We start from the raw sequence: 24,754 nt of genomic DNA, 5'->3' as shown, positions 1-24,754 counted from the left end.
GGCAATGGCTGGGGGATCAGCCCTTGACCATCAGCTCCTTGAGGCTGAGCTTGCGTATCAGCTCGGTCTCTTGCTGGTAGACGGCCTGTACGTATTTGCGATAGTCGGGGCCGTCCTGGTACATGACCGGCGCATCGATGCTCTCGGCCACCTTGCGGAACTCCTCGCTGTTGACGGCCGTGCGGAAGACGTCGCGCAGGCGTTTTTCGATGGCGGCGGGCAAGCCCTTGGGCGCACCGATGCCGTTGGGCGCTTCCACCACCACGTCAAAACCCAGCTCCTTGAGCGTGGGTGTGTCCTTGAAGCGCGGCGTGCGCGCCTCGCCCCAGGTGGCCAGCAGGCGCATCTTGCCGGCTTCGACATGGGGTGCCCAGGAGGAGCTGTCGGCCAGCAGGTCGACCTGGCCGCCCAGCACGTCCTGCAAGGCCGCCGAGCCGCCCTTGTAGGCGATGGCGTTGAAGCGCACGCCGGCCGCCTGTGCGAACTGCTCCATGCCCACATGGGTGGCACCGCCGATGCCGGCATGCGCATAGGTGATGACGCCGGGCTGGGTCTTGGCTTTGGCAACTACGTCGCGCAAAGACTTGAACGGAGAGTTCGCGGGCACGGCAATGCCAAAGGTCTGGCCCGAGGTGCGGGCGAGATAGGTGAAGTCCTTGAGCGGATCGAGCTGCACCGTGCCCAGCTGGGAGAAGCGCGTCACGGAGATCGGTATCTGACCAATGGTGTAGCCGTCCGGGCGTGCGGAAGACAAGGCCTTGGAGCCGATCATGCCGGAGGCGCCGGCGCGGTTTTCCAGTGCAATGGGCTGGCCGAGTTCGCGTGCCGCGATCTGGCAGATGACGCGCATGGAGCGATCTGCGGTGCCGCCTGCCGGCCAGGGACAGATGAAGGTGATGGGGCGCTCGGGATACTCGGCGGCGAGCACACGTGTCGATGTGGTGCTCAAGGCAGCGGCGCCTAGGCTGCCAAGAACGATTTGGCGCCGAGTCATGGGGCGTGGGGTGAGCATTCTTGTCTCCGAATGATTGTTTTAGGGTCAGCCCCGCGGATTATTCTGAAGATAATGATTGCAATCTAATGAAATAGCGGACTCGCTTCATAACTTATAGGTTATGAAGTTCCAGATCCTGCAAACACCCCATGAGCCAGATAGATCGCGTTCTGAGATCCAACCTGAAGCTGCGCCACCTGCAATTGCTGGTGGCGCTGGACGAGTTTCGACACCTGGGACGGGTGTCTGAGTTCCTGTCCATCACCCAGCCCGCGGTATCCAAGATGCTGGCGGAGATCGAGAAGATGTTCGATCTGCAACTGTTCTTGCGTTCCACGCGGGGTACGGAACCCACCTCCCATGGCGTCACCGTGGTGCGCTTTGCCCGCTCGGTGCTTGCTGATTACCAGCGCACGCGCGATGAAATCAGTGCGCAGGCCAGCGGCGGTGTGGGGCGGACCAGCGTCGGTGCCATGGTAGTTGCCTTGCCCAGTCTGCTGATGCCGGCCATCTTGCGGGTCAAGCAGCGCTCTCAGCTGACGACGGTCATGGTGGAGGAGGGCGATCTCACGCGGCTGCTGCCCAGGCTGCGGGTGGGGGAGCTGGACTTGATCGTGGGTCGGCTGGAGCCCGGTTATGCGTCGCCGGATCTTGAAACCGAGTCTCTTTACCCGGAGCCGATGTGCATTGTGGTGAGCCCCGAGCATCCCTTGGCCAACAACTCCCAGCCGAGCTGGGAACGACTGGCGCAACTGCCTTGGGTGGTGCCGCCGCCCTGGGCTTCATCCCGCTCCAAGCTGGCCCAGATGTTCTACAAGCACCAGTTGCTGCCGCCGACGGACATTGTGGAAACCTCGTCCTTTTTGGTCACGCTCTCGAGCATGCAGCAGCGGCCGGCCATCGGTTTTCTTGCGCGCAGCGTTGCCGAGCATTTCGAGCGCCAGGGGCTGCTGTGCATTCTGAACCTCAAGGTGCCGATAGAGCTGCCGCATGTGGGCATCATCACGCTGCGCGGTCGAGCGAAAACGCCGGCCAGCCAGTTATTGGTGGACAGCTTGCGCGAGACGGTGGCATCGCGCTAAGCCCCTGGGGCTGGGCATTGAAAAGCGATGCCGCAAGCGTTGCTGGTTGCGGTGCAGCTTGCTCTTGATTGGTGAGCATATTGCGATTGTAAATAATGGATTTCAGATCGATTCGTTGCTGAAATCAAAATAAATCAAGCGCTATAAGCTCTCTTTTTATTGATTGCGGATTGGAGATCAGGCGCGCGGAACGCGAATGGACGACAGCAGCGGCATGCCGGTGCGCCGCGTGAACTCTTCGTAGCTGATGGGGCTGTCCATCCGGGTGTCGGCGCTATTGGCCTGCCAGTGCGCCCAGCTCTGGCCGGTGCTGGCGTCATACACCAGCTTGAAGATATGGCTGGGTACGGCCACCTTGCCGGGGCCAATCGTGGGCGCATTCCTGGCAAATACCGGGCCGGTAAACACATAGACATCGCCTTTGGCGCGCAGCGCGTATTTGCGCGTGGCCTGCTCGACCTGGCTCCAGGCGCCGCCGTTGTGCACCTGGTTTTGCGGCACCATATTCGCCAGGCTGAAGCTCTGGGCCATGGCCTCGGGCGTGCTCATGTCGGCGGCCGGCGCCATATGGCCGCGTGAGTAGCCCGAGCGTTTGTAATCGTCCAGTTCCGAGCGTTCGGCGCGCGGCAGGCGCGCGTCGGCATAGAACTTGTCGCTACGCTCCAGACCCTGGCCTTGCTGCAGCGTGCTGCGGTTCAGGCGCTCGACCACGAACACCGGGGTCTTGGTCAGCCCGTTGTGCAGCACGGCAAAGCTGCTGAAGCACAGCTCGCGTTCATGGGTTTGCAGCTGCAGGGCTGGCGCTTGGCCGCCAGGAAAAAGCTGCGTGCAGTGGCTGAAGCGGCTGGTCTGGCTGCCCGCTTGCGCAGGGCTGCGCGAGACCGTGCCGCCCACACTGGGAGAATGGGCAGCTCCCGAGGTGGAGTTGCCCGGCAACTGCGGCCAGCCGTTTTTGCGGAAAGCGTCCAGCGTCGGCAGATGCAGCGCCGCCAGCGCCTGGTTGATGAGCTTGTCTGCCGACCAGCCGGGGTTGAAGCCGCAACTGGCAATCTGAAAGCTGGCCAGGGCCGTGGTGGCGCAGGAGATCGCAAAGCGTTTGGTGCGGGAAAAACTGAATAAGGCCGATTTCCTGGAGGCCGCGCCGCGCTTGCGCGCCGGCGTTTTCTTGTTCTTGGCGGTGGTCATGCGGGCGCAATGGTACGCCGCCTTGGTGCTTCCAAAAGCATAGTGCGGCCTTTGGGCCGCACTTTATGGGACGGGCAATGAAACCGGGTGTTTCAGTGCCCGGATTTCAAGGCTTGGGCGCGGCTGCCGCCGGCTCCAGCATCTGGGCCACAGCGCATTGGGTGCTGGCCTCGTTCATGGCCACATCGTGCTCTTGTTTGGCCGTTTCCACCGACATGATTTGGGGCAGGCTGACGCCGTTTTTCACGGCCAGGATTTCGGCCATCACGCTGACGGCAATCTCGGCCGGGGTCTTGCTGCCGATATACAGGCCAATGGGGCCGCGCAGCAGGGCCAGGGAGGCCTCGGTTTCGCCGAAGTGCTCCTTCATGCGCTCGCGCCTGGACTGGTTGTTGCGGCGCGAGCCTATGGCTCCCACATAAAAGGCCGAGCTATGCAAGGCTTCAAGCAGGGCCAGATCATCCAGCTTGGGGTCATGGGTGAGGGCAACGATGCAGCTGCGCGCATCGGGTTTGAAGGCGGTCACCGCGTCGTCCGGCATGTCGCTGACCTTGCGGACCTGAGGCACGGCCCAGCTGCCCATGTATTCCTCGCGCGGATCGCAGACGGTGACGGTAAAACCGTTGAACAAGGCCATGGTGGCCAGATACTCGGCCAGGGCGCCAGCACCGATCAAGAGCATGCGGTAGCCCGGGCCCAGATGGTTGGTCAGGGTATGGCCGTCAAACTCCAGCGTGCCGGGCTGCTGGGTGGGGGTCAGGGCGACGTGGCCGTTGCCGCAATCCACGGCGCGCTGGACCAGCGAGCCGCCTTCGAGCTGCTGGACCAGATCCTGCAGGCTGGCCGCATCCGGGTTGAATTCGAGCAGCAGCTCCAGCGTGCCGCCACAGGGCAGGCCAAAACGGTGGGCTTCGTCGGCACTCACGCCATAGCGTGCCAGCTGCGGCGGGCCGTCGGGAATGCCGGCATTGCGGTTCAGTGCCTGGGTGTAGCGCGCAATCAAATCATCTTCTATGCAGCCGCCCGAGACCGAGCCTATGGCCCGCCCGTCTTCGCGCAGCGCCATCATGGAGCCCACGGGTCTTGGCGAGGAGCCCCAGGTGCGAACGACGGTGGCCAGCAAGGCGCGTTGACCGGCTGAGCGCCAGTCCCGCAATGCCTTGAGCACCATGACATCGATGTTGTCCATTGATCGCTTCCTTGTATCGAACACCTGCTCGCATATTGGCGTTTGGCAGGTGTTATTTCTATGTATGTGAACCCTAAACGGAACCCAAAGTGCATGCATGAAAAAGGCCTTCCCGGGCCTGCAAGCAGACGCCGGGAAGGCCTGGCTTTCAAGCAGCGGGTCAGTGGGTCTGTGCTGCCGTCTGCTTGCGCAGCTTGCCCACCTGGTTTGGCAGGTCGCTCCACTCGCCCATGCCGTATTGGGCACGCATGGTGTTGAGCAGGGTGGCGATCTGCGCATCGCTCAAGGCATGGCGGAAAGCGGGCATGGTGCCCAGGTCCGCATGGGCCGGCTTTTGCACGCCTTCGAGCACGGCCATGATGGCGTTGTCAGGCGAGGCGGCGTGCAGACTGGTGCTCAAAGCCAGTTGCGGGCGTACGCCAAAGGTGCTGGCCGAAGGATCGGCACGGTGGCAGGCCATGCAGGCGCCCTGGTAGAGGCGATAGCCTTCGGCGTCCAGTGCCAGCTTGGGGGTAGCCGTCTTTTCCTTGATCATGGCTTGCGCGTCGCCGGGTGCGGCGTTCGCATCGCGGTAAGACATCAGGTAAGTGGCAACCGCGTCCAGATCCGCATCGGATTGCTGGCTCAGGCCGTGAGCGACCGGCGCCATGGGACCGGCGGCCACGCCGTGGCGTTCCGAGAAGCCGGTCTTCATATAGCTGAGCAGATCGTCCTTGGTCCAGGGCAGGGGCGAGGGCGATTGGCTGGTCAGGGCCGGAGCGTCCCAGCCTTCGGCGCTACCGCCTGTCAGGTGGAACTCTCCGGTCTTTTCCGCAGCCAAGCCGTTGCGCGGCGTATGGCAGGCGCTGCAATGGCCCAGGCCTTCGACCAGATAAGCGCCGCGGTTCCATTCGGGCGGCTGCTTTTCATCGTCCTTGACCACGCCGGGCTTCAGATACAACCAGTTCCAGGCGGCAATGCCACGGCGCACGTTGTAGGGGAAGTTCAGTGCCGTCTTGGGCGGTGCGTACTCCACTGCAGGCTCGCTCATGAGGTAGGCGTAGAGCGATTGCATATCCTCATCCGTCACCCGAGAGAAGGCGGTGTAGGGGAAGGCGGGATAGAGGTAATTGCCTTCGCGGTCCACACCATGGCGCATGGCGCGCTCGAAGGCCTCATAACTCCAGCCGCCAATGCCGGTCTGGACATCGGGCGTGATGTTGCTGGTGTAGATGGTGCCAAAGGGGCTGGGCATGGCCAGACCGCCGGCATTGGTCTTGCCGTTGGGTACGGTGTGGCATACCGCGCAGTCGCCCATGGCCGCCAGCAGCTTGCCCTTGGCAATTTGCTGGGGCGAGAACTCGGCCGTGGGAATGCTGGCCTGCGGCGCAATCTCGCCCTGATGGGTGAGGGCCAGGCCGGCGGCGGCCAGTACCACCACGAGTGCGGCGCCACCCACCACGATTTTTTTGAAAGTGTTCATCTTGATCGTCTCTGCTTTGTGGGTCACTTGGATGCGGTCTTGGCTGCCTTGAGCGCAGCCAGCACGCGGCTGGGCGTGAACGGCACTTCCAGCAGACGGATGCCGGCAGCATCGAAGACGGCGTTGGCCACGGCAGCCGCGCTGGGCACGGAAGCCGATTCGCCGGCGCCCATGGGCGCTTCGTCGGGACGCTCGACCAGCAGGGAGTCGATCTCGGGCAGTTCGTCAAAGCGCAGGATGGGGTAGCCGCCCCATTCCAGCGAAGTCACGCCGCTCTTGTCGAAGGTGACAAATTCCTTGAGCACGCGGCTGGTGGACTGCACCACATTGCCGTGCACCTGATGGCGCACGCCTGCGGGGTTGACCATGGCACCGGTGTCCTGTGCCACAAAGACCTTGTCCACCTTGACTGTGCCGGTTTCACGATCCACGGTCACATCGACCACCCAGGTGGCCCAGGCTGCGCCATAGCCGGGGAATTTGCTATGGATGTAGCGCGCATAGGCAAAACCACGGCCTTTGACCAAGCGTTGATCGTCGGGGGCTGGCGTGCGGTGGGCTGGGCCTGCAACCCAGTTGCACTGCTTCTTGGCTTCGGCAATCAGCGCCACGGCGCGCGGGTCTTTGAGGTAGCGCAGGCGGTACTCGATGGGGTCGGCTTTGGCCAGATAAGCGCACTCATCAATCCAGGATTCATGCGCGAAAACATTGGGCAAGGCGGAAACGCCGCGCATCCAGGAGGCGCGCACGATAGGCACGGCATCCTGCGAAATCATGCGCATCTTCGGATATTCGTACTGCGGAATCGCCGTGCGGTCACCCATTTGCTGGGCATCGATCTTGGCGGAAACCTTGCCCGTCAGGATCAGGGCCAGCGCGGAAGCGTTGTTAGACGGGTAGCAGGTGCGCAGCTCGTAGGCAGTCACATTGTGTTGCTCGTCCATGCCGCCGCGCACGCGGATCAGCTGGCCGGTGCCCTTGGGCTCCCAGCCGGACTCCTGCTCGCGCATCAGCTGCACGCGCACAGGCTTGCCGCCGACAGCGGCAGACATCAGGACGGCATCGGAGCAGACGTCGTCAGCGCAATTGCGGCCGTAGCAGCCGGAGGCTTCCAGGCGGGTCACGTTGACGTTGTCGGCGTTCACGTCCATGAGCTTGGAGATGTCCTTGCACACGTCGTGAGGGTTTTGCGAACCGGTCCAGACCTGAATCTGGCCATTGCCCACTTCCGCAATCGCGCAGGATGGGCCAATGGAGCCGTGGGCGTGATAAGGCCAGACATAGTCGCGTGTCAGCTGAATCTTGGCTTGCTCTACTGCCTGGAGCGAGCCTTCGTCTTCTTGCAGTACGCGATCGGTCTTGCTGTGATCGACCAGGGTTTGGTGCAGGCCGTTCAGGGACAGGTCGGGCAGACCGGCCCATTCCTTCCAGGTGACCTTGAGCTGGTGCATGGCCGCAATGGCCTGCTCTTCGCGCTCGGCGACCACGCCGACGAAGTCGCCCTTGATCACGACCTTGACGATGCCGGGCAGGTGGGCGATGGACTTTTCATCGACCGAGACCAGGCTGGAGCCCAGAGGAGCCGTGGCATCAGCGCCTGTATAGGGGGGGCGAATCACGCGGCCGTGCAGCATGCCGGGCACGCGCAGATCGTGGATGTAGGTGAGCGCGCCCAGCACCTTATTGGGAATGTCCACGCGTTGCACCGACTTGCCTACGTACTCAAAGCCCGACTTGCGCAGCGCGATCTTTTCGTCTACTTCGATCTGCAGATCCTGGCCTTGCACCAGCTCGCCATAGCCAAAGCGCTTGCCGCCGGCGATGACAAAGCCTTTTTGCGTGGTGATGCGCTCGGCAGGAACGCCGGATTTCTCGCTGGCCAGTTTGATCAGCAACTGGCGTACCTGTGCTGCGGCGTGGCGCATGGGCAGGGACGAGACCTGAATGGTGTTGCTGGCAATCGTGGGGCCGAGGTCGGGGGTGCGGGCTGTGTGGCCCAGCACCATGGTCACGGCGGAGAAGTCCACATACAGCTCGTCTGCCACCAGCTGACCCAGCGCCGTGCGTATGCCTGTGCCCAGGTCCACGTGACCGTTGTAGGCGGTGACGGAGCCATCGGCACCAATGGCGATGAAACTGTCCACCAACTTTGCCGAAGGAATCGCAAAAGCGCCCTTGGCGGCTGCTTCGGGGGCAGTCTGGGCCATCAGCAAATGGCCGCCGGCCATGGAGCCGACCATCAGCATGCCGCCGGCCTTGAGCAGTTGACGACGGGTGAGTTGTGCTTGATTGTCTTTGGTAAAGAATTTCATGATCAAGCGGCCTTTTGTTCTTTGGATGCGGCAGCGGCGGGAATGGCTGCACTGCGGCCCTGCGCAATCAGCTCGCGGGCACGGGCTGCGGCCTGCATGATTTCCACATGAGTGCCGCAGCGGCACAGATGACCCGACAAAGCGTGTTTGACTTCGTCATCGCTGGCCTGGGGCTTCTGGTTGAACAGGGCCACCAGAGCCATGATCATGCCGTTGGTGCAGTAGCCGCACTGTGCGGCCTGCGCATCGACAAAGGCCTGCTGAACCACATGCAAAGTGAAAGTGCGCGCTGCAGTTGCAGGCATTGCGCTCTTGTCTGCACTGACATCCAGCACGGCTGCATTGCGCAAGGCTTTGGCTTTGGCGTCCTGGCTGGCTTCGGGAGAGAGGCCTTCCAGCGTGGTGACTTTCTTGCCTTGAACCACGCTCAGAGGCACAGAGCAGGAGCGCGCCACCTTGCCGTCAATCAGCACGGCGCAAGCGCCGCACTCGCCCAGGCCGCAACCAAACTTGGGGCCGTTGAGCTGCATGTCATTGCGCAGCACATAGAGAAGAGGTGTATCGGGAGCTGCGCTAGGCGCGTCCACTTCCTGGCCGTTCAGGGTGAATTTCATGGCATCCATCGTGTTGGGTTTTATGTATAGTCAATTATAAGACTCACATGAATTGCTTGCTTGATGGTGCAATGCGGCGAAGAATTCACGGTGTTTGAATGAAATGCGGCAATACAAAGAAGGCGGCGCTGGGGGCAAGCGCTGCAAACCCTGGAGGGTTTATCTGTTGCGCACGGCTGGGTCGGCTGCCATGAGCTGTGCCGCACTGGGCAGTGCACATAAGCCAAACAGGTTTTAGGTGGAGAAAATCCGTGCGAAGCGGCTTTGCAACAGATTCCTACAACAAGGTTTTCTTTTGAGGTTCATTCTGGGCGCATGGCAGGCAGGCTTTGGCTTGCTGTTCGTCACTCGGAAGTAGTAAAACCATGCAACAGAAAAAAGTCTCAACAGTGGTGCCGATAGCGAAGTTGGCGTCTGAGAGACTGGCAATGACAGCGGCGGTGCAAAAGCGTATAGCCTCTTTAAAAGGCGAGATGCACCCTTTGGCTCAAAAGCAGTACAAGTCTGTGTACTGGCCGCTCCAGATGGGGCAACTTATCAAAAGTCTGAATTTCAGTCAGCAGCAGTGCAAATGTAATAAGCGGCAGCCGGAGGATGAGATGAGTTCCCTGCCAACTATGCAAATGCATTGAGCGTTGAGACTGGCGGACTCACTTGGTACGACCCCACAGCTTGATTGCCCGCCTTGTGCGGGCAATCTTTTTAGCAGCTCTCGGGAATGCTGGCTGCAGCCGCCCCCACCGTAGCAATGCCGGGCTGGGTAAACAGGATTTCCCGATTCTCTGCATCCATTTGCTGCACCACAATCGCTCCGTCGTCATGAAGATAGACGCGCACCGAGGCTTCTTCATCCAGATCCCAGTATGCAACTGCGCTACCCACGCCGTTCCAGCCATGTGCTTGGCTGAAGCTGCGGCGGCGCAATGCCTTGATCAGCGACTCGGGGGCTCCCAGTTCACTGTTCACCGCAATCCATAGATCAATGACCATGTCATGGGCCGTCTGCTGTGAGCTGCAAGGTTGTGCGGCTTGCAGACGGGAAATCCATGTCTGCAGGCGTGCGGCAAAAGGGTAGATCATGGTTCAGGCGTAGGACTGCTGGATTCGGAAATTGGATGTAGTCATTTAACTTACACCAAGAATGTATTTGGCCTGCACCTAAATTACCAGCTAAAACAGAAGATACACAAGCTTATTGTTACTTTTCCAGTTTCTCGGCACCAATTTTTCGCCTGGGTGCTTGAGCATTGTGCGGACGGAAACTTGCTGTATGCGTCATATCTCGCGATGACACGGGCCACAAAAAAAGGGCCTTGCGGCCCTATGAAATCAAGTCGGTGCGCTTACTGTCCGTATTGGCGTTTGGCATCGGTGATGCAGGTTTCCTTGGCATTGCCAGACAGTGCATCGCAGCGCTGCTTGACGGCCTTGTAGTCCGCTTCGCGTGTCTTGTCGCTGGCATCCTTGCGGGCTTGGGCCAGGTCGGAGGGCTTGGCACCGGGGTCATGGCTCACTTGCGCGACCTTGGCTGCTTCCAGGGCCTTGATGTGATTTCCCTTGGCATCCTTCTTGCAGACATCCTTGTCATTGCCGGCCAAGTCGTCGCATTTTTCCTTGGCTACGTCATAGTCTGCATCGGCCTTGGCTTTGGCCAGCTTGTAGCGATTGCTTTCGTTGGCAGCAGCTTTGTAGTCCAGCTCGGCCTGGGCGACTTTCTCATGGCCCTTGGCTTGTTCCGAGCACACATCCTTGGCATTGTCTTTGAGCGCCTTGCATTGTTCCTTGGCTGATTTGTACTCGGCTTCGATCCTGGCCTTCTCCGCCTTGTGTTCAGCTGGCGTCAGAGCAAAAGCTGAGCTGACCATGAAGGCCGCAGTACAAACGGCGAAAAGCTGAGGGCGAATTTTCATAGGATTCTCCTAATGGGTTTTGCGGCCTGAAAAAGCAAGTGGCTATAGAAATTCCATAGCGCCCAAGCCTTATGCACAGACCATTTGATAGACCTTCGCCAGCGAGTGCGACGAATTTTCAGTCTAAGAAGGTCAAGGCAAAACAGCTGTCAGGCATCCAAACGGAGCGCAGTGGGGATGTGCCTACGTTGTTACGTCCTCTCTCTGGCGCAGGTAACAAGCGAGACCTCTTGGCAGACATACGCTTACCTTTTTGGTAGTGTTTTTTTGAGAAGACAGTCTCTTTTCACGTTTTCAGTGTGACGTGGCCCAGTACCAAGGACGTGCCTGGAGCGACCCATAAAACACGAACTATTGCTGTCGCTAGCGAAATTTCCAGAAGCTCAAGAAGGCCTGAGCAAGGTATAAGGGCACCTGGCCCAGGCTTGATGGCGAGCTACCTGACCGCTGCTTTTTGGCTCACGGCGGTAGGCTTAGGCTTGAGGCCGTTGAGCTTGAGTTGCAGGTGCACCATGTGCTCTGCATACACCAAGGCTTCCTGTGTGGGCAGCGGCTTGGCCACACGCTTGGAGTAGACATCCAGCGCCCCTTGCACCACGTCGGGGTCATTGCTGTCGGCATACCAGGCCCAGTCGGCCAGATGGGATGCCAGCTCCGGGTTGCTTGCTGCCAATGCCTGAGCGCGTTTGATCAATTGCTTGGCACCACCGGCCATATGGGCCAGTTCCTGTGCTTCCTTGACCAGCGGCGCAGGGCTCCAGTGCGAGGGAACGTCATCCCACCAGCCGCTGTACTCGCTGACCACCATGCGGCCAATGTTCTTGGCCGAGACATACAGCTCCCGTGCATCGGGGCGCTTGGCCAGCTCGGGCGGCAAGGCCACCTGGTCGATGACCAGATCGCGGCGCTCGCCGCTGTTCAGGCCGGTGACGACCTGGGCTGAAATGGTATCCAGCATCTGTGCCTGGGCGGGCAGTCGGTCCTGAATTTCCTCGGGCGTGGTGATGGCCGGTCCATGGGCTGGCAGCAGCAGCTGGGGCTTGAGGGCAGCCATATCGCGCAATGCCTGCGCCCATTCTTCGGGGTAGCGCTGGCGGCGCTTGCCATTGCCTGCATTGGGTAAAAAGCCCTGGAAGTAGTCGGCGCTGACCACGGTTTGGCGGCGAGGGACTGCGACCCAGATCTGGTCCTCGGTCTCGCCGCGTGCATGGGTCAGAACGAATTCCTCGCCACCGATCTTGAGCGTGGTTTTTTCATGAAAGGTCTGAGTGGGGCGTACTGCGCTGTCCCAACTGCGCGGCACATCGGCCACGCTCTGCTGGTTGTTGCGGGCGATCAGGCCGTTGCTGCGCATGTCCAGCTCCATCTGGCTGATGAAGCGCTCTTCGGCCACGATGCGGGGCTTTTGATCAAGCAGGGCCCAGGCGCCAAAAGCATGATCGGCATGGAAGTGGGTGAGGATCACCGTGTGCAAAGGCTTGCTGCTGATTTTCTTCAGCGTCTCGGCCAAGGCGGGGCCGGCGGGGGCGTAGCCGCTGTCCACCAGCACCAGACCTTCGTCCGTCTCAAAGACCACCACATTGACTATGGGAAAGCGCAGCAGCCAGGTGCGGGGCGCGACGGCCTCGATCTTGAGCTTGGCGCGTGCATCATTTATGGCAGCCTGGTCGGTGCGGCTGTACATGCTGTTGGCCACCGCATAAGAGAGTTCGGAACCAAAGCCCCCGCCTTCCACGATGGAGCGGGCCATCTGAGGGTTGGCTTTGAAGACCTGGGCTCTGGCAGCGACAACCGCTGGATTCTTGGCACCAGAACCTCCGCGGTCATCCTGCTCATGGGCGAACGCATTGCCTGCATATAGCTGGCTCAAGGCCAGGGAGGCAATCAAAATATGTTGGCGCAAATGCTGTGTCATCTTCATTGATTTTTTAGCTAATCAAAAAAACCTGCCTGCATTGCAGGCAGGTCGGATGGGCAGTGTTTTTTTCTGAATCGCTCTTGCCGGAACTAGGGTTGAACCCGTTCGACAGGCTCCAATATCCAGGACGGATCCAGCACCTCGGGCCAGGGCTGGTAGGCGCGGGCCATCAGATAAAAGCGATTCTGGGCGGGTGTGGGCAACCAGTTGGTGCGCTTTTCGGTGCCGGGGTCATTGGGTTGCAGCCAGATGTCCAGACTGCCATCGGCATTGAATTTCATGCCCTTGGTGCGGTCGCCAATCGAATAGCGGTTGATGGGGTTCTCAACCATGTACTGGCCGCCGGTCACAAACTCGTAGAGGGAAATGGACCAGAACGCATCGGCAGGCAAACGACCCTGAGGCAGGTGCAGGCGGTAGCTATTGCCTGTGCCCAGTGGCTGGTTGCTGCCGTCCACGCTGGCAGCAAAGTAGGTGGCTTCTGCGGCTTCCACACCCAGAATGCCGCCAGACATGGCGGCTGACGAGGCGCGCATGGCGTAGTTGTTGCCAAAACCGTCCGGCAGGCGGTAGGGCGTCCAGCCATTGCGGCGATTGGGATCGGCGGTCTTGCGGGCGGCGTTCAGGCGATTCTTGAGTTCGTTTTTTTCTATATCGGGTGCCAATGCCAGCCAGCGTTGCTGTACCGATTTGGGCAGCTTGTCCCAGCTGCAGTTTTGGCCGCAGATGCCAACCTGGGCAAAGCGCTCCAGCAATTTCTGTTCGGTGCCCGGTGGCGGGTTGCGCATCAGAGCTTCGTTGGCCACATCCACAAAGCGGCCCCAGTCCTGTGCCAGGGGCTTGATGCGCGGGCTGTCCTCGGCGGCCTGCAGCACGGGCTTGATGCTGAAGCCGTCCTGCACTGCATGTGCGGCTTTGAGGTCATCCTCTCCGGTCACCAGCACGCGCATATTCATGTAGACGTCGCGGGTGGGCGCGCGCACGATCTGGTCTGCCTGAGGAAGCTTGCCGTTCCAGCGTGGGCCTACCAGAGCAATCTTGCGTGCCGATGTACCGCCATTGCGCTTGCCCACGTAGGCAAAGGTATTGAGGTCGGTACCAATCATGGCAATCACGTAATAGCGACCATGGGTCTCGGGCACCGAGAGAATGACAGGGGATTTTTCCAGGTCCAGCCAGTTGGTGGAGTAGAAGGTGTCACGTATGGGGCCGTTGGCCCAGCGATCCTGCGGGGTAGCGAGCTTGCGCGAGTGGCGGAAGTGGTTGAGCGTGGTGGCCGTGGTCGAGCCTTTGACCTCCAGCGCTTCATGCCGCATTTTCATGAATTCCTGATAGGGGTAGGCATAGAGCATGGCCTCGCGGATCAGGCTGTCCAGCGCTGGGTCGCCGACCTCCTGGGCCTTGGCTGCTACCCCCATCGTCAAGGTCAATGCGGCGGCGGCAAAAGCCAGCAGCCCGCGCTTGCGAAACTGGTGCATGGTGTTTAGTGGACTTTTTGTTTTGATGACCCAGGCAGTGCTTTGCAGCCTGCCTGGGTTTGTCTCTCTTCAAGCGGCTGGCCATCCATCGATGTCAGCCGTATTCAGCCGCGTTGCGGCTCGACCCGATCAGGTGCCGGCGTTGCGCGCAGCTTCGGGTGTGAACATGGAGGGATTCATGTCGCCCTTGTTCAGAATCGGACCCTTGGGGCGTTCCTGGAACAAGTTGTATGCCACATAGCCGCCAGCATTCAGGTCGTGATAGAAGCTGGAGCCTGCATGCCATGCACTGGCATCAAAGGCATAGTAGTAGTTGATGAAGGCATGCTGCCATAGTTGACCGCGTGCATCGTAGTAATCGCTCATCACTGCTTGACCTGTGTCTTCATCGATGAAGAGCACGCGCTTGCCGTAGAGGTGGCGATAACCTTCCTTCAGTGTGGCTTCCAGCACCCAGACGCGACGCAGTTCATAGCGCATGAAGTCAGGGTTGGCATGGCCGGGCTTGAGCAGGTCTGCATACTTCACGGTGTTGGCGTGAATCTTGTACGCATTGGCTGGAACAAAGATTTCCTTTTTGCCCAGGTTTTTCCAGTTGTAGCGTATGGGTGAGCCGTTGAAGAGACGGTCGGAGTCGATGGTCATCTTGGCACCCACACCGCCGCCCATGGGTTGGTCAAAGCCGTACTCGGGAATCTGGCGCACGCGGCGGGTGCCGGGGTCATAGCTCCAGCCCAGACGCTTGTCCTTGCCGAAGTTGACTGGCTCCATGTTCACGCTGACCCCGCCTTTCTCACGTTCGGGGAGCTTGATGGCGTTCATGCCCTGGGCCATGGCACCTTCCAGCGGCTTGCCGGCCACGTCGGGCGAGTTCACCAGGCTCATGCTGCGGTTTTCGGCGCGGCCAAAGACGGCAGAGCCATCCAGCAGCACATAGGCGTTGTCACGCAGGGTCTGCTCGGTAAACGCGCGGGCATTAAACAGATTATTGAAGCCCAGCTCGTTCCCGTTCTTGGGGAATGGGAAGGGAATGCCGCCTTTGACCGCATTTTCCACGCCCATTCCGTCGGCACTCAGCACGGCATCCTGGGCATTTTTCTTGACGGATGCGCAGACATAATCCGGATAGCGGAAGTCACGGTGACCTTGATAGACCGGAATGCGGAAAGTCTTGGGATAACGCTCAAACATGGCCTTCTGGCCGTCGCTCAGTTGAGCGGCGTATTTGGCCAGGTTCTCTGCCGTGATTGAGAACAGCGGCTTTTCATTGGCATAAGGGTCCACCGGGTGCTGGCCCACATGCGGGGTGTACTGAATGCCCGGGGGAGTACCCAGCCATTTGCCGGTGTACTCGGGAACGCCGCTGGCCGTTCCTGCCTTTTCGGCACCCACGCAAGTCAGCGATTTGCCCAGCTTTTCAATTTCTTCGGGAGTAGCCTTGGCAGAGGCCACGCCCGCCATGGTGGCCGTCACGGCAAAGGCCAGCAGTGTACGAAAGCTCATTTTTGTCTCCATCACAGTCTTTCCAACGAAACGAGGTACTAACAACCCAATGAGAAGTCGATCCGCCAGGGGGCTTGCCTAGTCCAAGCTGGCTAGCTCCTGGCTCCGGATCGATAAATTCATTGTTCGAGCAAGTCCTGCTGCTATCCATCGTTCATTGGGACTAGGTTGGATGACTTAAAAAAGTCGCTCCAGAGACAAAAGTCGCTTGACAGGAATCATGACCAAGGGAAAACCTGTGCCGCTAAATCAGAGAAAAACGGGGTGAACCCGGCTGATGTCATGGGCGCGATACGGTGCGGCGGCTTGAGGCGGGGTATGCGGAGCCGATGTGGAGAACGTGATGCGGCGTGGCCGGCCAAAACGGTATCCCTGTCGACTTGCTTGGGCACAGGACTTTTCTCGCATAAGACCAAGGAGCAGCCGGTTCACTTCAGACTCCAGGGGTTTAGGTCTGGCCTTTAAAATTGCGCCCGGGTGGCATGTCATTGGGGCGTACCAGGAAAGTAGCGAAGGTCGGGCCGCCTCGCTGCGTTGCTACGACCACTGATTACATGTTCGATCTGCCTATCGAATGGATTGCTGCATCCATTTTTGCCCTTGCTCTGGCGCACACTTTTGCTGCCAAACAGTTTGAGCGCCTCTCTCACCGTTTTCCTCGCCACTCTGGCTTGTTCCACCTGCTGGGCGAGGTAGAGGTCGTCTTTGGCTTCTGGGCCATTGTGCTGATCGTGCTGATGGCGCTGTCTTCTGGCGGCAGCAGTGCTTTGCAGTACGCAGAGTCACGCAACTACACGGAGCCACTGTTTGTGTTTGTGGTGATGGTGATTGCGGCCTCCAAACCCGTTCTGGCCACGGTCATGTTGCTGGTGAACGCCATTGCGCGTTGGGCCCCGCTGCCTACGCCGCTGGCATCCGCCTGGTTGGGCCTGGCGGCCGTGCCTTTGCTTGGCTCCCTGGTGACGGAGCCGGCTGCCATGACCATTGCGGCGCTGATGTTGGCGCCCCAGATCTTCCGTTCCCATGTGCCCGAGAGCCTGAAGTATCTGGCCTTGGGCGTGCTCTTTGTGAATGTCTCTATCGGCGGAACGCTGACCTCCTATGCCGCGCCGCCCGTGTTGATGGTGGCGACAACCTGGCAGTGGGACAGTGCTTTCATGTTTGCCACCTTTGGCTGGAAGGCCGCATTGGCCGTGCTGGTCAATGCCAGTGTTGCCACGTTCTTGTTGAGAAACCATCTGCGTCCGAGCTTGCCAGGCAATGAAGACTTGCCCACTGACGTGCGCGTACCGCTGTCGGTCGTAGCCGTTCATCTGCTCTTGCTGGCTGGAGTCGTGCTGTTCGCACACCATCCCGTGATCTTTCTGGGCCTGTTCCTGATGTTTCTGGGTTTCACCCAGGCCTATGACAAGCACCAAAGTCCGCTCATCCTCAAGGAGGCCTTGCTGGTCGGCTTCTTTCTGGCGGGACTGGTCGTTCTGGGCGGCATGCAGCAATGGTGGCTGCAGCCGATTGTGTCGAGCTTGAAGCCTTTGGAACTCTTCATCGGAGCAGTGGGCTTGACCGCCATCACGGACAACGCGGCATTGACCTATCTGGGCTCTTTGATTGCCGGCATCTCCGATGAATCCAAGTACATGCTGGTGGCCGGTGCCGTGGCTGGCGGTGGTCTTACCGTCATCGCCAATGCGCCCAACCCCGCCGGTGTGGCCTTGCTCAAACGAGGCTTTGCGGACGAGACGGTAAGCGCTGTGGGGCTGCTGCTTGGCGCCTTGGGGCCTACGGCCGTTGCGGTGGCGGCATTCATGTTTCTTTGAGCCTGCCACAACCAGAGGATGGATTTGCCTGGACTACCTTTGTGCAGCTGGACAAGTCCGGCCTGTCTTTGTGTATTGCGGGTGATCCACCTGATTTTGACCCTGATTGAGGTACCAACAAAAATACCAACCAAAAGCTGGGTTGTCTTGGAATGGGATGCGACTACATGCGACAAAGAAAAACCCGCTTCCCTATGAGAGAAGCGGGTTTTGAAGCGATTGTGCCGTTAAGTATTTGCTGGCCTAAAAATAAAGCATAACTTGGCCGCGCCTATAGGAACAGGGCACAGCTCTCCCGATCGAAATAAACCATAAAGTGGCCAAAGGGAAAGAAATAAAGCATAAGTTGACCAAGCGTGGTATTGAAAAAATTGCTTGTCTGCCAAGGGTTTTTCATTTGAGAGGGCTTAGCTGATCAGCAGGTGTTCACTTAGCATGTCTTGTAAGACACAAGTCGTGAAGCACGCAGGAATGATGGATGGACCGACTTCAGACTTAGCAAGTCAGTGCTGCAGGGGCTCAGCGCTTCAGGAGCATTGACAGACTGGTTTTAAGCATTTGGCTCAATTCTTGTGCAGCAAGGCTTGGAGATGCATGTCTGCGGGTCACGATACCCAGAGGGCGTTGAATACCGGGAGCTGATAAAGGGATGTGTGCGAGCCGTTCTGCCTTTAGCAAAGAGATCGCTGTTTCAGGCAACGCGCTGATACCTAGTCCCTCGCTCACCAGTGCGCCTATGGTCGCAATGTGATCAACCTCGAAAACGGGGGTGAATCGCAATCCTTTGCTGAGCAGATCAGCATCGATGTATTGACGCACGCTCGCTGAGCCGGACATAGAAACGTGTGGGTAGTCGAGTGTGTTTTCGAGGGAGATCGGCGGCTGCTTTGAACAAAGAGGGTGACCTTCAGGGCAAATCAGTAAAAACTCATCCGTGGTGAGTTGTTCATATGCCAGATCTTCTTGTTTTGGGTCTGCTGCTGTGAGCGCGAAGTCCACTTTCCCATCTCGCACCAGATCAAACGCAGGCCCTGACAAAGTATCGAGCAATGAGAGGCGTACTGCTGGATGCAATCTCGAAAATTCAGCAAATACCTTGGGTACCAGAGATGCAGCAAGAGAGGGAAGTGCGGCTACGGTGACGGACCCCGTTTTCAGCTGGATGGAGTCTGATACAGCACGCAATGCTCGCTGAGTGTCGCGCAACAACTCCTGCGCATGAATGATGAAAATCTGTCCGGCGTCAGTAAGCTCAACTGCGCGGGTTGTTCGTTCAAAGAGGCGTGCTCCAATTTGAGATTCAACGCGTGCAATCAAGGCGGACAGCGCAGATTGCGAAAGATGCACTTGAAGTGCAGCCTGGCCAAAGCTTCTGGTTTGGCTTAGAGCAATCACGGCTCTCAGGTCTTTGGTTGATAGGTTGGGTTCCACCAACATGAGTATAGGCAGCAGAGTCACGGCTTTTTTGTGACTCTGCGCTCTGTGCTTACTCAGCCTTAATGTTGCTGTCTTTAATCAGCTTGGCCCATTTGGCATATTCGGCGTTGATGATCTTGGAGGTTTCATCAGATGTGCTGTAAGTGGCAATGGCTCCTTGAGCCAGCATGGAGTCCTTGACGTCTTGTTTCGAGAGGATGGTCTTCAGCGCTTTATTGACCTTCTGAATGACAGCATCCGGGGTGCCTGCAGGGGCCGACAGCGCAAACATGGAGCTAACCTGCATTTCTGGAAGACCTGCATCCACCACAGTCGGGATGTCTGAGACAGAAGGTACGCGCTCCTTGGTTGTTGTAGCCAACGCCCTGAGCTTGCCAGCCTTAATCTGACTTTGTGCCGCAGGTACCGTATCAATCATTGCGTCGACCTGTCCGCCCAACAGGTCGGATAGGGCTGGTCCGCTTCCTTTATATGGAACATGAACTACATCAACCTGTGCCTGGCGCTTGAACATCTCAATAGCGAGGTGCTGAGGCGAGCCGTTACCCGCTGACGCAAAGGTGATGCCGTCAGGTTTGGCCTTTGCAAGCGCAATCAGATCCTTAACGGATTTGGCCTGAACGTTTGGATTGACGACAAAGACGAGCGGGACGGTACCCACTACCGAGATATGAGAAAAGCTCTTATGAATATCGAAGGGCGTCACTGCGGGCGTCAGCGCTGCATTGATGGTGTGACTTGTGAACGCACCCATTAGCAGGGTGTAGCCATCCGCAGTTGATTTGGCAACTTGTCCTGCACCAAGACTGCCACCTGCACCGGCACGGTTGTCGACAACGAACTGCTGGCCCAAGGAGTCAGACAGTTGTTTAGCCAGCACGCGGCCGATGACATCAGTCGCGCCGCCTGGCGCGTAGGGAACAACAAGTCGCACAGGCTTGTTGGGGTAGTCAGTTTGCGCCTGAGAAGTGCCGATGGCGGCAAATGCGAGCAGCACTGTCGCAGAGATGGCCGGCAAGGTTGGGCGACTAGCGCTGTGAGTTTTGTGATTTGAAGGTGTCATAAGGTCTCCTTTAGGGTTTTCAAGTACGCGTTTTCTTATGTGAACGCTCGATTTTTTCTTAAATCAATAATATTATTAATAATCAATGAACCAACCGTGGTTAACCCTCCCATGACGAACAAGCCAGGCCAACAACCAACGATCCATCCAGAAGCTGCCTCTAGCGGTATCTCCAAAGGGCTCACCAACTACGGAGATCGTGGCTTCTCTCTCTTCTTGCGCAAAGCCTTTATCAAGGGCGCTGGCTACACCGACAAGGCTCTTGAGAGGCCGGTCATCGGTATCACGAATACGGGTAGTTCCTACAACCCCTGTCATGGCAACATGCCGCAGTTGATGGAGGCGGTGAAGCGCGGCATCTTGATGGCAGGAGGCCTGCCAATGGACTTTCCGACCATCTCGCTGCACGAGAGCTTTTCTCAGCCGACGAGCATGTACTTGCGTAACCTTATGTCTATGGACACCGAGGAAATGCTGCGTGCTCAGCCAATGGATGCTGTGGTGCTGATTGGTGGATGCGATAAGACCGTGCCTGCGCAACTGATGGGAGCTGCATCGGTGGGCTTGCCTGCGGTCCAGCTGGTTACTGGTTCCATGCTGACGGGGTCCCACCGCAGTGAGCGGGTAGGGGCCTGCACCGACTGCCGTCGCTACTGGGGTAAGTTCCGAGCCGAAGAGATTGATGGTGAAGAAATTGCCGACGTCAATAACCAATTGGTGGCGAGCGTCGGAACATGCTCGGTCGCGGGTACGGCCAGCACCATGGCTTGTATTGCTGAGGCTCTTGGCATCGGCATTCCTGGCAGTGCAACTCCGCCAGCTGTGACAGCCGATCGCATTCGTATTGCAGAGCGCTCTGGGGAAGTTGCGGTACAGATGGCCCGAGCAGGTCTGACGATCGACAAAATCCTGACCCCCGCTGCGTTTGAGAACGCCATGCGTGTTCTGCTGGCAATGGGCGGATCGACCAATGCCATCGTTCATCTGGCCGCCATCGCTGGACGTGTGGGCTATGAACTGGACTTGAAGGCTCTGGATGTGATGAGCCGCAATACTCCCGTGCTGCTTGATCTCAAGCCCTCTGGCGATCACTACATGGAGGATTTCCATGCTGCTGGAGGCATGCATACGCTGCTGCGAGAACTCAAACCTTTGCTGCATCTGGATGCATTGACCGTGACAGGCCGAACTCTGGGTGAGGAGCTGGAAGCGGCAGGCCCGGGTTTCAAACAACATGTCGTGAAGACCTTGGATGCTCCCTTGTTTCCACAGGGTGGAATTGCTGTTTTGCATGGCAACCTCGCTCCGGGTGGCGCCATCATCAAGCAGTCGGCAGCGAACCCAGAGCTCATGGAGCATGAGGGCCGAGCCGTCGTTTTTGAGAATGTTGAAGACCTGGCGGCACGCATTGATTTGCCTGACCTTGACGTCAATGCCAATGACGTGCTCGTTCTTAAAAACATCGGGCCCAAAGGTGCGGCTATGCCTGAGGCCGGTTATCTGCCCATCCCCAAGAAGCTGGCTGCGCAGGGGGTGAAGGACATGGTTCGCGTCTCCGACGGGCGCATGAGTGGAACAGCTTTTGGCACTATCGTTTTGCACGTAACGCCAGAGGCAGCCATTGGCGGGCCCCTGGCATGGGTTCAGACAGGCGACAGAATCCGACTTTCTGTGCGAGACCGCAGCATCGAGTGGCTGGTCAGCGATGAGGAGCTCGCCTTGCGTCAGAATGCCAAGCCAGTTCAAGTGCCTACAGCTGATCGAGGCTATGCGCACTTGTTTAAGAAGACGGTGCTGCAAGCTGACCGTGGTGCCGACTTTGATTTTCTGACCGCCACGGAACGCAAGGGTTCCATTCCAAGGAGTTAAGTCCATATGCCGACGGGCGTCCATGCCAATGAGCGCCGTCCTTCCGGGGACGGTGCATCTGCCATTGCAGCGACATTGGAAGAAGATATTGTTCTGGGCCTTCTGGCGCCCAAGGTGCGTCTTGTTGAAGACGAATTGATGGAGAGATTTGAGGCCAAGCGTCACGTTGTGCGTGAGGCTTTGAATCAGCTGGAGAGTGCTGGGCTGGTTGAGCGCAAGCGAAATATCGGCGCTTTGGTGAAGGCTTTCAGCAAGGCTGAAGTCGTTCACCTCTATGAAATGCGCGAGCTGCTCGAAGCTGAGTCGATGCGGAAAATTCCGCTGCCCTTGAACAAGGATGCATTGCAACAGTTGCACAGAATTCAGGCTGGGCACGATGCTGCCATCCAGAATCAGGAGCCGCGCAACATCTTCCGGACCAATCAAGAATTTCATCGGCTTCTGTTTGCCCAATGCGGCAATGCTTTTCTTTCTCAATCCATTGAGGACTTCGCACGCAAAACGCATGCGATTCGCTTTGGTGCCTTGATGTCGAGAGAGCGCCAATTGCAATCTCAGAAGGAACACCATGAGTTGTTGGCGGTTTTGGCTGAAGGTGATCGAGAACGACTGATCAACCTGACCATTGCGCATCTCGTACCTCCAAGAGACCATTACTTGAAGGCACAAGAAATGCTTTTTGCTTGAAGCCGTGGCTCAATTCAAAAAAATGCTGCGAAGGTCCTGAGCCGTCGCGAGCGGCCGGCCCAATGCAGCAGCGCCTTGGGAAACCTGGGCCACTAAGGCCGCGTTATTGGGTGCTTGGGTTCCATTCTTGAGAAACAGGTTGTTCTCGAAGCCAACTCGCGCATGCCCCCCAAGGCTGGCTGCAGCAATGGCGCATGCATTCTCCTGAGGTCCGAATGCACACATGGCCCAGGGATAGCTACCGTCGTCGGCTTCAAGAAAAGGCAGCAAGTCTGTTGGGGATGAGGTTTGACCGGCGGAATAGCGGCCCAGAACAAAAAACAAAAACCATTTGTTTTCTGGAATGACACCGTTTGCGCGCAGACGTTGCCAGGCTTGCAGGTCGGCCACGTCGTACAGAATCACCTGCGTCATGACATTGCTGTTTTTCAGCCAGGTGAAAAATGCCTGGATGTCAGACTCCGGAACTTCAGGCTTGAGGATCTCACGCAAGCCCACAGAGATCGCTTCAGGTGCGACATCTCGTGCGACTTGCATTTGCTCATAAGGCTGATAGACCTGTGCCGCCTCAGTTGTGATCTGGACAACCAATTCTTGTCCCACAGCCTTGCGGACAGCGGCAGTTGCTTCCAGATAAGCATGGGCATCCAGCAAATGCTTGCCGTCTGGCTTGCGCACATGCATATGAATCATGGCGGCACCAGCATCCAAACATTGCTTGGCGGTTTGAGCTAAATCGGTGGCCGTCAGCGGAACATTTGGATGCTGATCTTTAGTCTTGTACGCTCCATTGGGTGCGACAGTGATGATGAGAGGTGTACTCATGCCTGCGTCTCCTTATTGCTCAACAGCGTCGCCGACTGGAGGCAGTTCGCTTTTGAGGATTTCGAGGCCAGCAAGCAAAATCTTTTGATAGCGTTGCTTCTCTTTGGCAATAGTCTCAGGCGTCCACTTGAAGAAGCCTTCGCCAGTTTTCATACCGAATTTGCCTTCAACTACTTTTTGCGACAGGCATTGGCTCGGCTCTTTGTTTGCCGCAAGTGAGGGGTACATGGTTGCGCCTGCGGCGCAGTGCACCTCAAGACCCGCGTGATCCCGTTGTAGTACAGGTCCAGCCGCCAGAAAGCGAAAGCCAAAACCAAAACGTACGGCGGCATCTACATCTTCAGGCGAGGCCACTCCAGCATCAATTAATGAGAAGGCTTCGCGTGCCAGCGCGTGCTGGAGACGATTTGCCAGGAAACCAGGTAAGTCCTTCTTGACCAGCACAGGGACCATGCCGCACTGGCGCATGAACGAGTACAGGTTTTGAGCGCATTCTGTACTGGTCGATTCACCGCACACCACCTCCACGAGTGGTGTCAGGTGCGCTGGCATGAAGAAGTGCAGGCCCACCATACGATCTGGAGTTTGCAGACCTTCAGCAATTGCAGTGATAGGGAAACTGGAGCTATTGCTGGCCAACAAAGCGTCCTTGCGAGCATGTTGCTCCAGCTGAGCGAATAGTGTTTGCTTGATATCCAGCCGCTCAGGAATGCACTCGATGACAAGGTCCACTGTGCTCCAGTCGATATCGTTCAAAGAAGCGACAACGGATAACTTGTCTTGGTGTTGCACAGCCCCTAGCTGAGTCAGGCCGTTTTGAACCAGTTCGGGAACTTGGGCTCCCCGTTCAGCGTTGGACTCAACAACGGTTGTCTTGCATCCGCCGCGGCACAGTACGACGGCAACGTCTGCACCCATAGTGCCACCACCAACCACAACGGCATGAGAGCGGGAAGGGCGAAAGAAGTGCTTAGGTGCATTGAAATTTGTCTGCTCCAACTGATATCTCCATGTGCTAAGAGTCTTGAGTTGGAGTGTGTTCGGGATGAATAAATTTGTTAAGCAAATTTATTTTGATGATTGTCCTGTTTTATCGATCAATTTAATGAACGTAGCTTTGCTGCGAGTGCTCATCTTTGAGCTGTCTCCACTGACAAGAGGATCGTTGCTCATCGTCTAGATATGCCGTGTAGTTTTCAGATTAGGAGTGGCACTTGAGGAAGCATCTGAATACGTAATCATGGCTAGTTGACCTAGCCGCTAGCCAATATGCTGACCCTATGTGAATCGACCAGATTTTTTTAGATAGCTGCCAGCCTCACGGAATTACGTCTCTCAAACTCTATTGGAGACAGACCATCAGCAGACGAATGTCTGCGAATGGGGTTGTAGAACATTTCGATGTAGCT

The 24,754-nt window shown here is 58.0% G+C and carries 20 protein-coding genes; 5 read left to right on the top strand and 15 right to left on the bottom strand.

Annotated features, from left to right (window positions below; translation table 11 throughout):
• Window positions 1–16: 16 nt before the first annotated feature.
• Window positions 17–1,012 (bottom strand): tripartite tricarboxylate transporter substrate binding protein, encoded by a 996-nt coding sequence (locus EAO39_RS18885; RefSeq protein WP_120971269.1) that lies wholly within the window; start codon window positions 1,010–1,012, stop codon window positions 17–19.
• A gap of 131 nt (window positions 1,013–1,143) precedes the next feature.
• Between EAO39_RS18885 and EAO39_RS18880 the strand changes: the two genes are divergently transcribed.
• A complete protein-coding gene (locus EAO39_RS18880; RefSeq protein WP_120971268.1) occupies window positions 1,144–2,076 on the top strand; it encodes a LysR substrate-binding domain-containing protein in 933 nt (310 codons plus the stop codon).
• Between the two features lie 177 nt (window positions 2,077–2,253).
• Here EAO39_RS18880 and EAO39_RS18875 read toward each other — a convergent pair whose 3' ends face one another.
• The 5 genes from EAO39_RS18875 to EAO39_RS18855 all read right to left on the bottom strand — a co-directional run bounded on the left by EAO39_RS18875 (window position 2,254) and on the right by EAO39_RS18855 (window position 8,838).
• Entirely contained in the window at window positions 2,254–3,261 is a 1,008-nt protein-coding gene (locus tag EAO39_RS18875; protein ID WP_120971267.1) for a DNA/RNA non-specific endonuclease, read from the bottom strand.
• 106 nt (window positions 3,262–3,367) lie between these two features.
• Window positions 3,368–4,450 (bottom strand): XdhC family protein, encoded by a 1,083-nt coding sequence (locus tag EAO39_RS18870; RefSeq protein WP_120971266.1) that lies wholly within the window; start codon window positions 4,448–4,450, stop codon window positions 3,368–3,370.
• Between the two features lie 160 nt (window positions 4,451–4,610).
• Window positions 4,611–5,912, bottom strand: a complete 1,302-nt coding sequence (locus tag EAO39_RS18865) for a cytochrome c (protein ID WP_120971855.1) — start codon at window positions 5,910–5,912, stop codon at window positions 4,611–4,613.
• A 23-nt stretch (window positions 5,913–5,935) separates the two neighbouring features.
• On the bottom strand, window positions 5,936–8,224 hold the full coding sequence (locus tag EAO39_RS18860; RefSeq protein WP_120971265.1) for a molybdopterin cofactor-binding domain-containing protein: 2,289 nt from the start codon (window positions 8,222–8,224) through the stop codon (window positions 5,936–5,938).
• Window positions 8,225–8,226: 2 nt separating this feature from the next.
• On the bottom strand, window positions 8,227–8,838 hold the full coding sequence (locus EAO39_RS18855) for a (2Fe-2S)-binding protein (RefSeq protein ID WP_120971854.1): 612 nt from the start codon (window positions 8,836–8,838) through the stop codon (window positions 8,227–8,229).
• Window positions 8,839–9,203: 365 nt separating this feature from the next.
• Here EAO39_RS18855 and EAO39_RS18850 point away from each other — a divergent pair, with 365 nt between their 5' ends.
• Window positions 9,204–9,470: a hypothetical protein gene (locus tag EAO39_RS18850; RefSeq protein ID WP_120971264.1), complete on the top strand. Its 267-nt coding sequence runs from the start codon at window positions 9,204–9,206 to the stop codon at window positions 9,468–9,470.
• Between the two features lie 70 nt (window positions 9,471–9,540).
• Here EAO39_RS18850 and EAO39_RS18845 read toward each other — a convergent pair whose 3' ends face one another.
• From EAO39_RS18845 to EAO39_RS18825, 5 genes are all read right to left on the bottom strand, one after another.
• Window positions 9,541–9,918, bottom strand: coding sequence for a hypothetical protein (locus EAO39_RS18845; protein WP_120971263.1), 378 nt, complete (start codon window positions 9,916–9,918; stop codon window positions 9,541–9,543).
• Between the two features lie 263 nt (window positions 9,919–10,181).
• Window positions 10,182–10,748, bottom strand: a complete 567-nt coding sequence (locus EAO39_RS18840) for a hypothetical protein (protein ID WP_120971262.1) — start codon at window positions 10,746–10,748, stop codon at window positions 10,182–10,184.
• Between the two features lie 436 nt (window positions 10,749–11,184).
• Window positions 11,185–12,669 (bottom strand): MBL fold metallo-hydrolase, encoded by a 1,485-nt coding sequence (locus tag EAO39_RS18835; protein ID WP_120971261.1) that lies wholly within the window; start codon window positions 12,667–12,669, stop codon window positions 11,185–11,187.
• 86 nt (window positions 12,670–12,755) lie between these two features.
• A complete protein-coding gene (locus tag EAO39_RS18830; RefSeq protein ID WP_120971260.1) occupies window positions 12,756–14,144 on the bottom strand; it encodes a DUF1254 domain-containing protein in 1,389 nt (462 codons plus the stop codon).
• A gap of 129 nt (window positions 14,145–14,273) precedes the next feature.
• Window positions 14,274–15,647 (bottom strand): DUF1329 domain-containing protein, encoded by a 1,374-nt coding sequence (locus EAO39_RS18825; protein ID WP_240467125.1) that lies wholly within the window; start codon window positions 15,645–15,647, stop codon window positions 14,274–14,276.
• Between the two features lie 554 nt (window positions 15,648–16,201).
• Between EAO39_RS18825 and EAO39_RS18820 the strand changes: the two genes are divergently transcribed.
• The gene (locus EAO39_RS18820; protein ID WP_120971258.1) at window positions 16,202–17,464 is read left to right on the top strand and encodes a putative Na+/H+ antiporter; all 1,263 of its coding nucleotides are present in this window, start codon (window positions 16,202–16,204) and stop codon (window positions 17,462–17,464) included.
• A gap of 519 nt (window positions 17,465–17,983) precedes the next feature.
• Here the strand turns inward: EAO39_RS18820 and EAO39_RS18815 are convergent.
• On the bottom strand, window positions 17,984–18,901 hold the full coding sequence (locus tag EAO39_RS18815; RefSeq protein ID WP_240467124.1) for a LysR family transcriptional regulator: 918 nt from the start codon (window positions 18,899–18,901) through the stop codon (window positions 17,984–17,986).
• A 49-nt stretch (window positions 18,902–18,950) separates the two neighbouring features.
• Window positions 18,951–19,964 carry a tripartite tricarboxylate transporter substrate binding protein gene (locus EAO39_RS18810; RefSeq protein ID WP_120971257.1) on the bottom strand — a complete coding sequence of 338 codons (1,014 nt, stop codon included), beginning with the start codon at window positions 19,962–19,964 and terminating at the stop codon, window positions 18,951–18,953.
• 111 nt (window positions 19,965–20,075) lie between these two features.
• Between EAO39_RS18810 and EAO39_RS18805 the strand changes: the two genes are divergently transcribed.
• Both EAO39_RS18805 and EAO39_RS18800 read left to right on the top strand, forming a co-directional pair.
• Window positions 20,076–21,833 (top strand): IlvD/Edd family dehydratase, encoded by a 1,758-nt coding sequence (locus EAO39_RS18805; RefSeq protein ID WP_120971256.1) that lies wholly within the window; start codon window positions 20,076–20,078, stop codon window positions 21,831–21,833.
• A gap of 6 nt (window positions 21,834–21,839) precedes the next feature.
• Complete coding sequence (locus tag EAO39_RS18800) at window positions 21,840–22,520, top strand: GntR family transcriptional regulator (RefSeq protein ID WP_120971255.1); 681 nt, start codon at window positions 21,840–21,842, stop codon at window positions 22,518–22,520.
• Window positions 22,521–22,529: 9 nt separating this feature from the next.
• Here the strand turns inward: EAO39_RS18800 and EAO39_RS18795 are convergent, their stop codons facing one another.
• Together EAO39_RS18795 and EAO39_RS18790 are read right to left on the bottom strand one after the other, a co-directional pair.
• Window positions 22,530–23,345 carry a 3-keto-5-aminohexanoate cleavage protein gene (locus EAO39_RS18795; RefSeq protein WP_120971254.1) on the bottom strand — a complete coding sequence of 272 codons (816 nt, stop codon included), beginning with the start codon at window positions 23,343–23,345 and terminating at the stop codon, window positions 22,530–22,532.
• A gap of 12 nt (window positions 23,346–23,357) precedes the next feature.
• Window positions 23,358–24,344, bottom strand: coding sequence for a 3-hydroxyacyl-CoA dehydrogenase NAD-binding domain-containing protein (locus EAO39_RS18790; protein ID WP_276209326.1), 987 nt, complete (start codon window positions 24,342–24,344; stop codon window positions 23,358–23,360).
• Between the last annotated feature and the right edge of the window lie 410 nt (window positions 24,345–24,754).

The organism is Comamonas sp. lk (assembly GCF_900564145.1).
In the GTDB taxonomy this organism is placed as follows: Bacteria; Pseudomonadota; Gammaproteobacteria; order Burkholderiales; family Burkholderiaceae_C; genus Comamonas.
The sequence above is the reverse complement of the archived record's forward strand: the minus strand, read 5'-3'. Positions and strand labels throughout refer to the sequence as shown.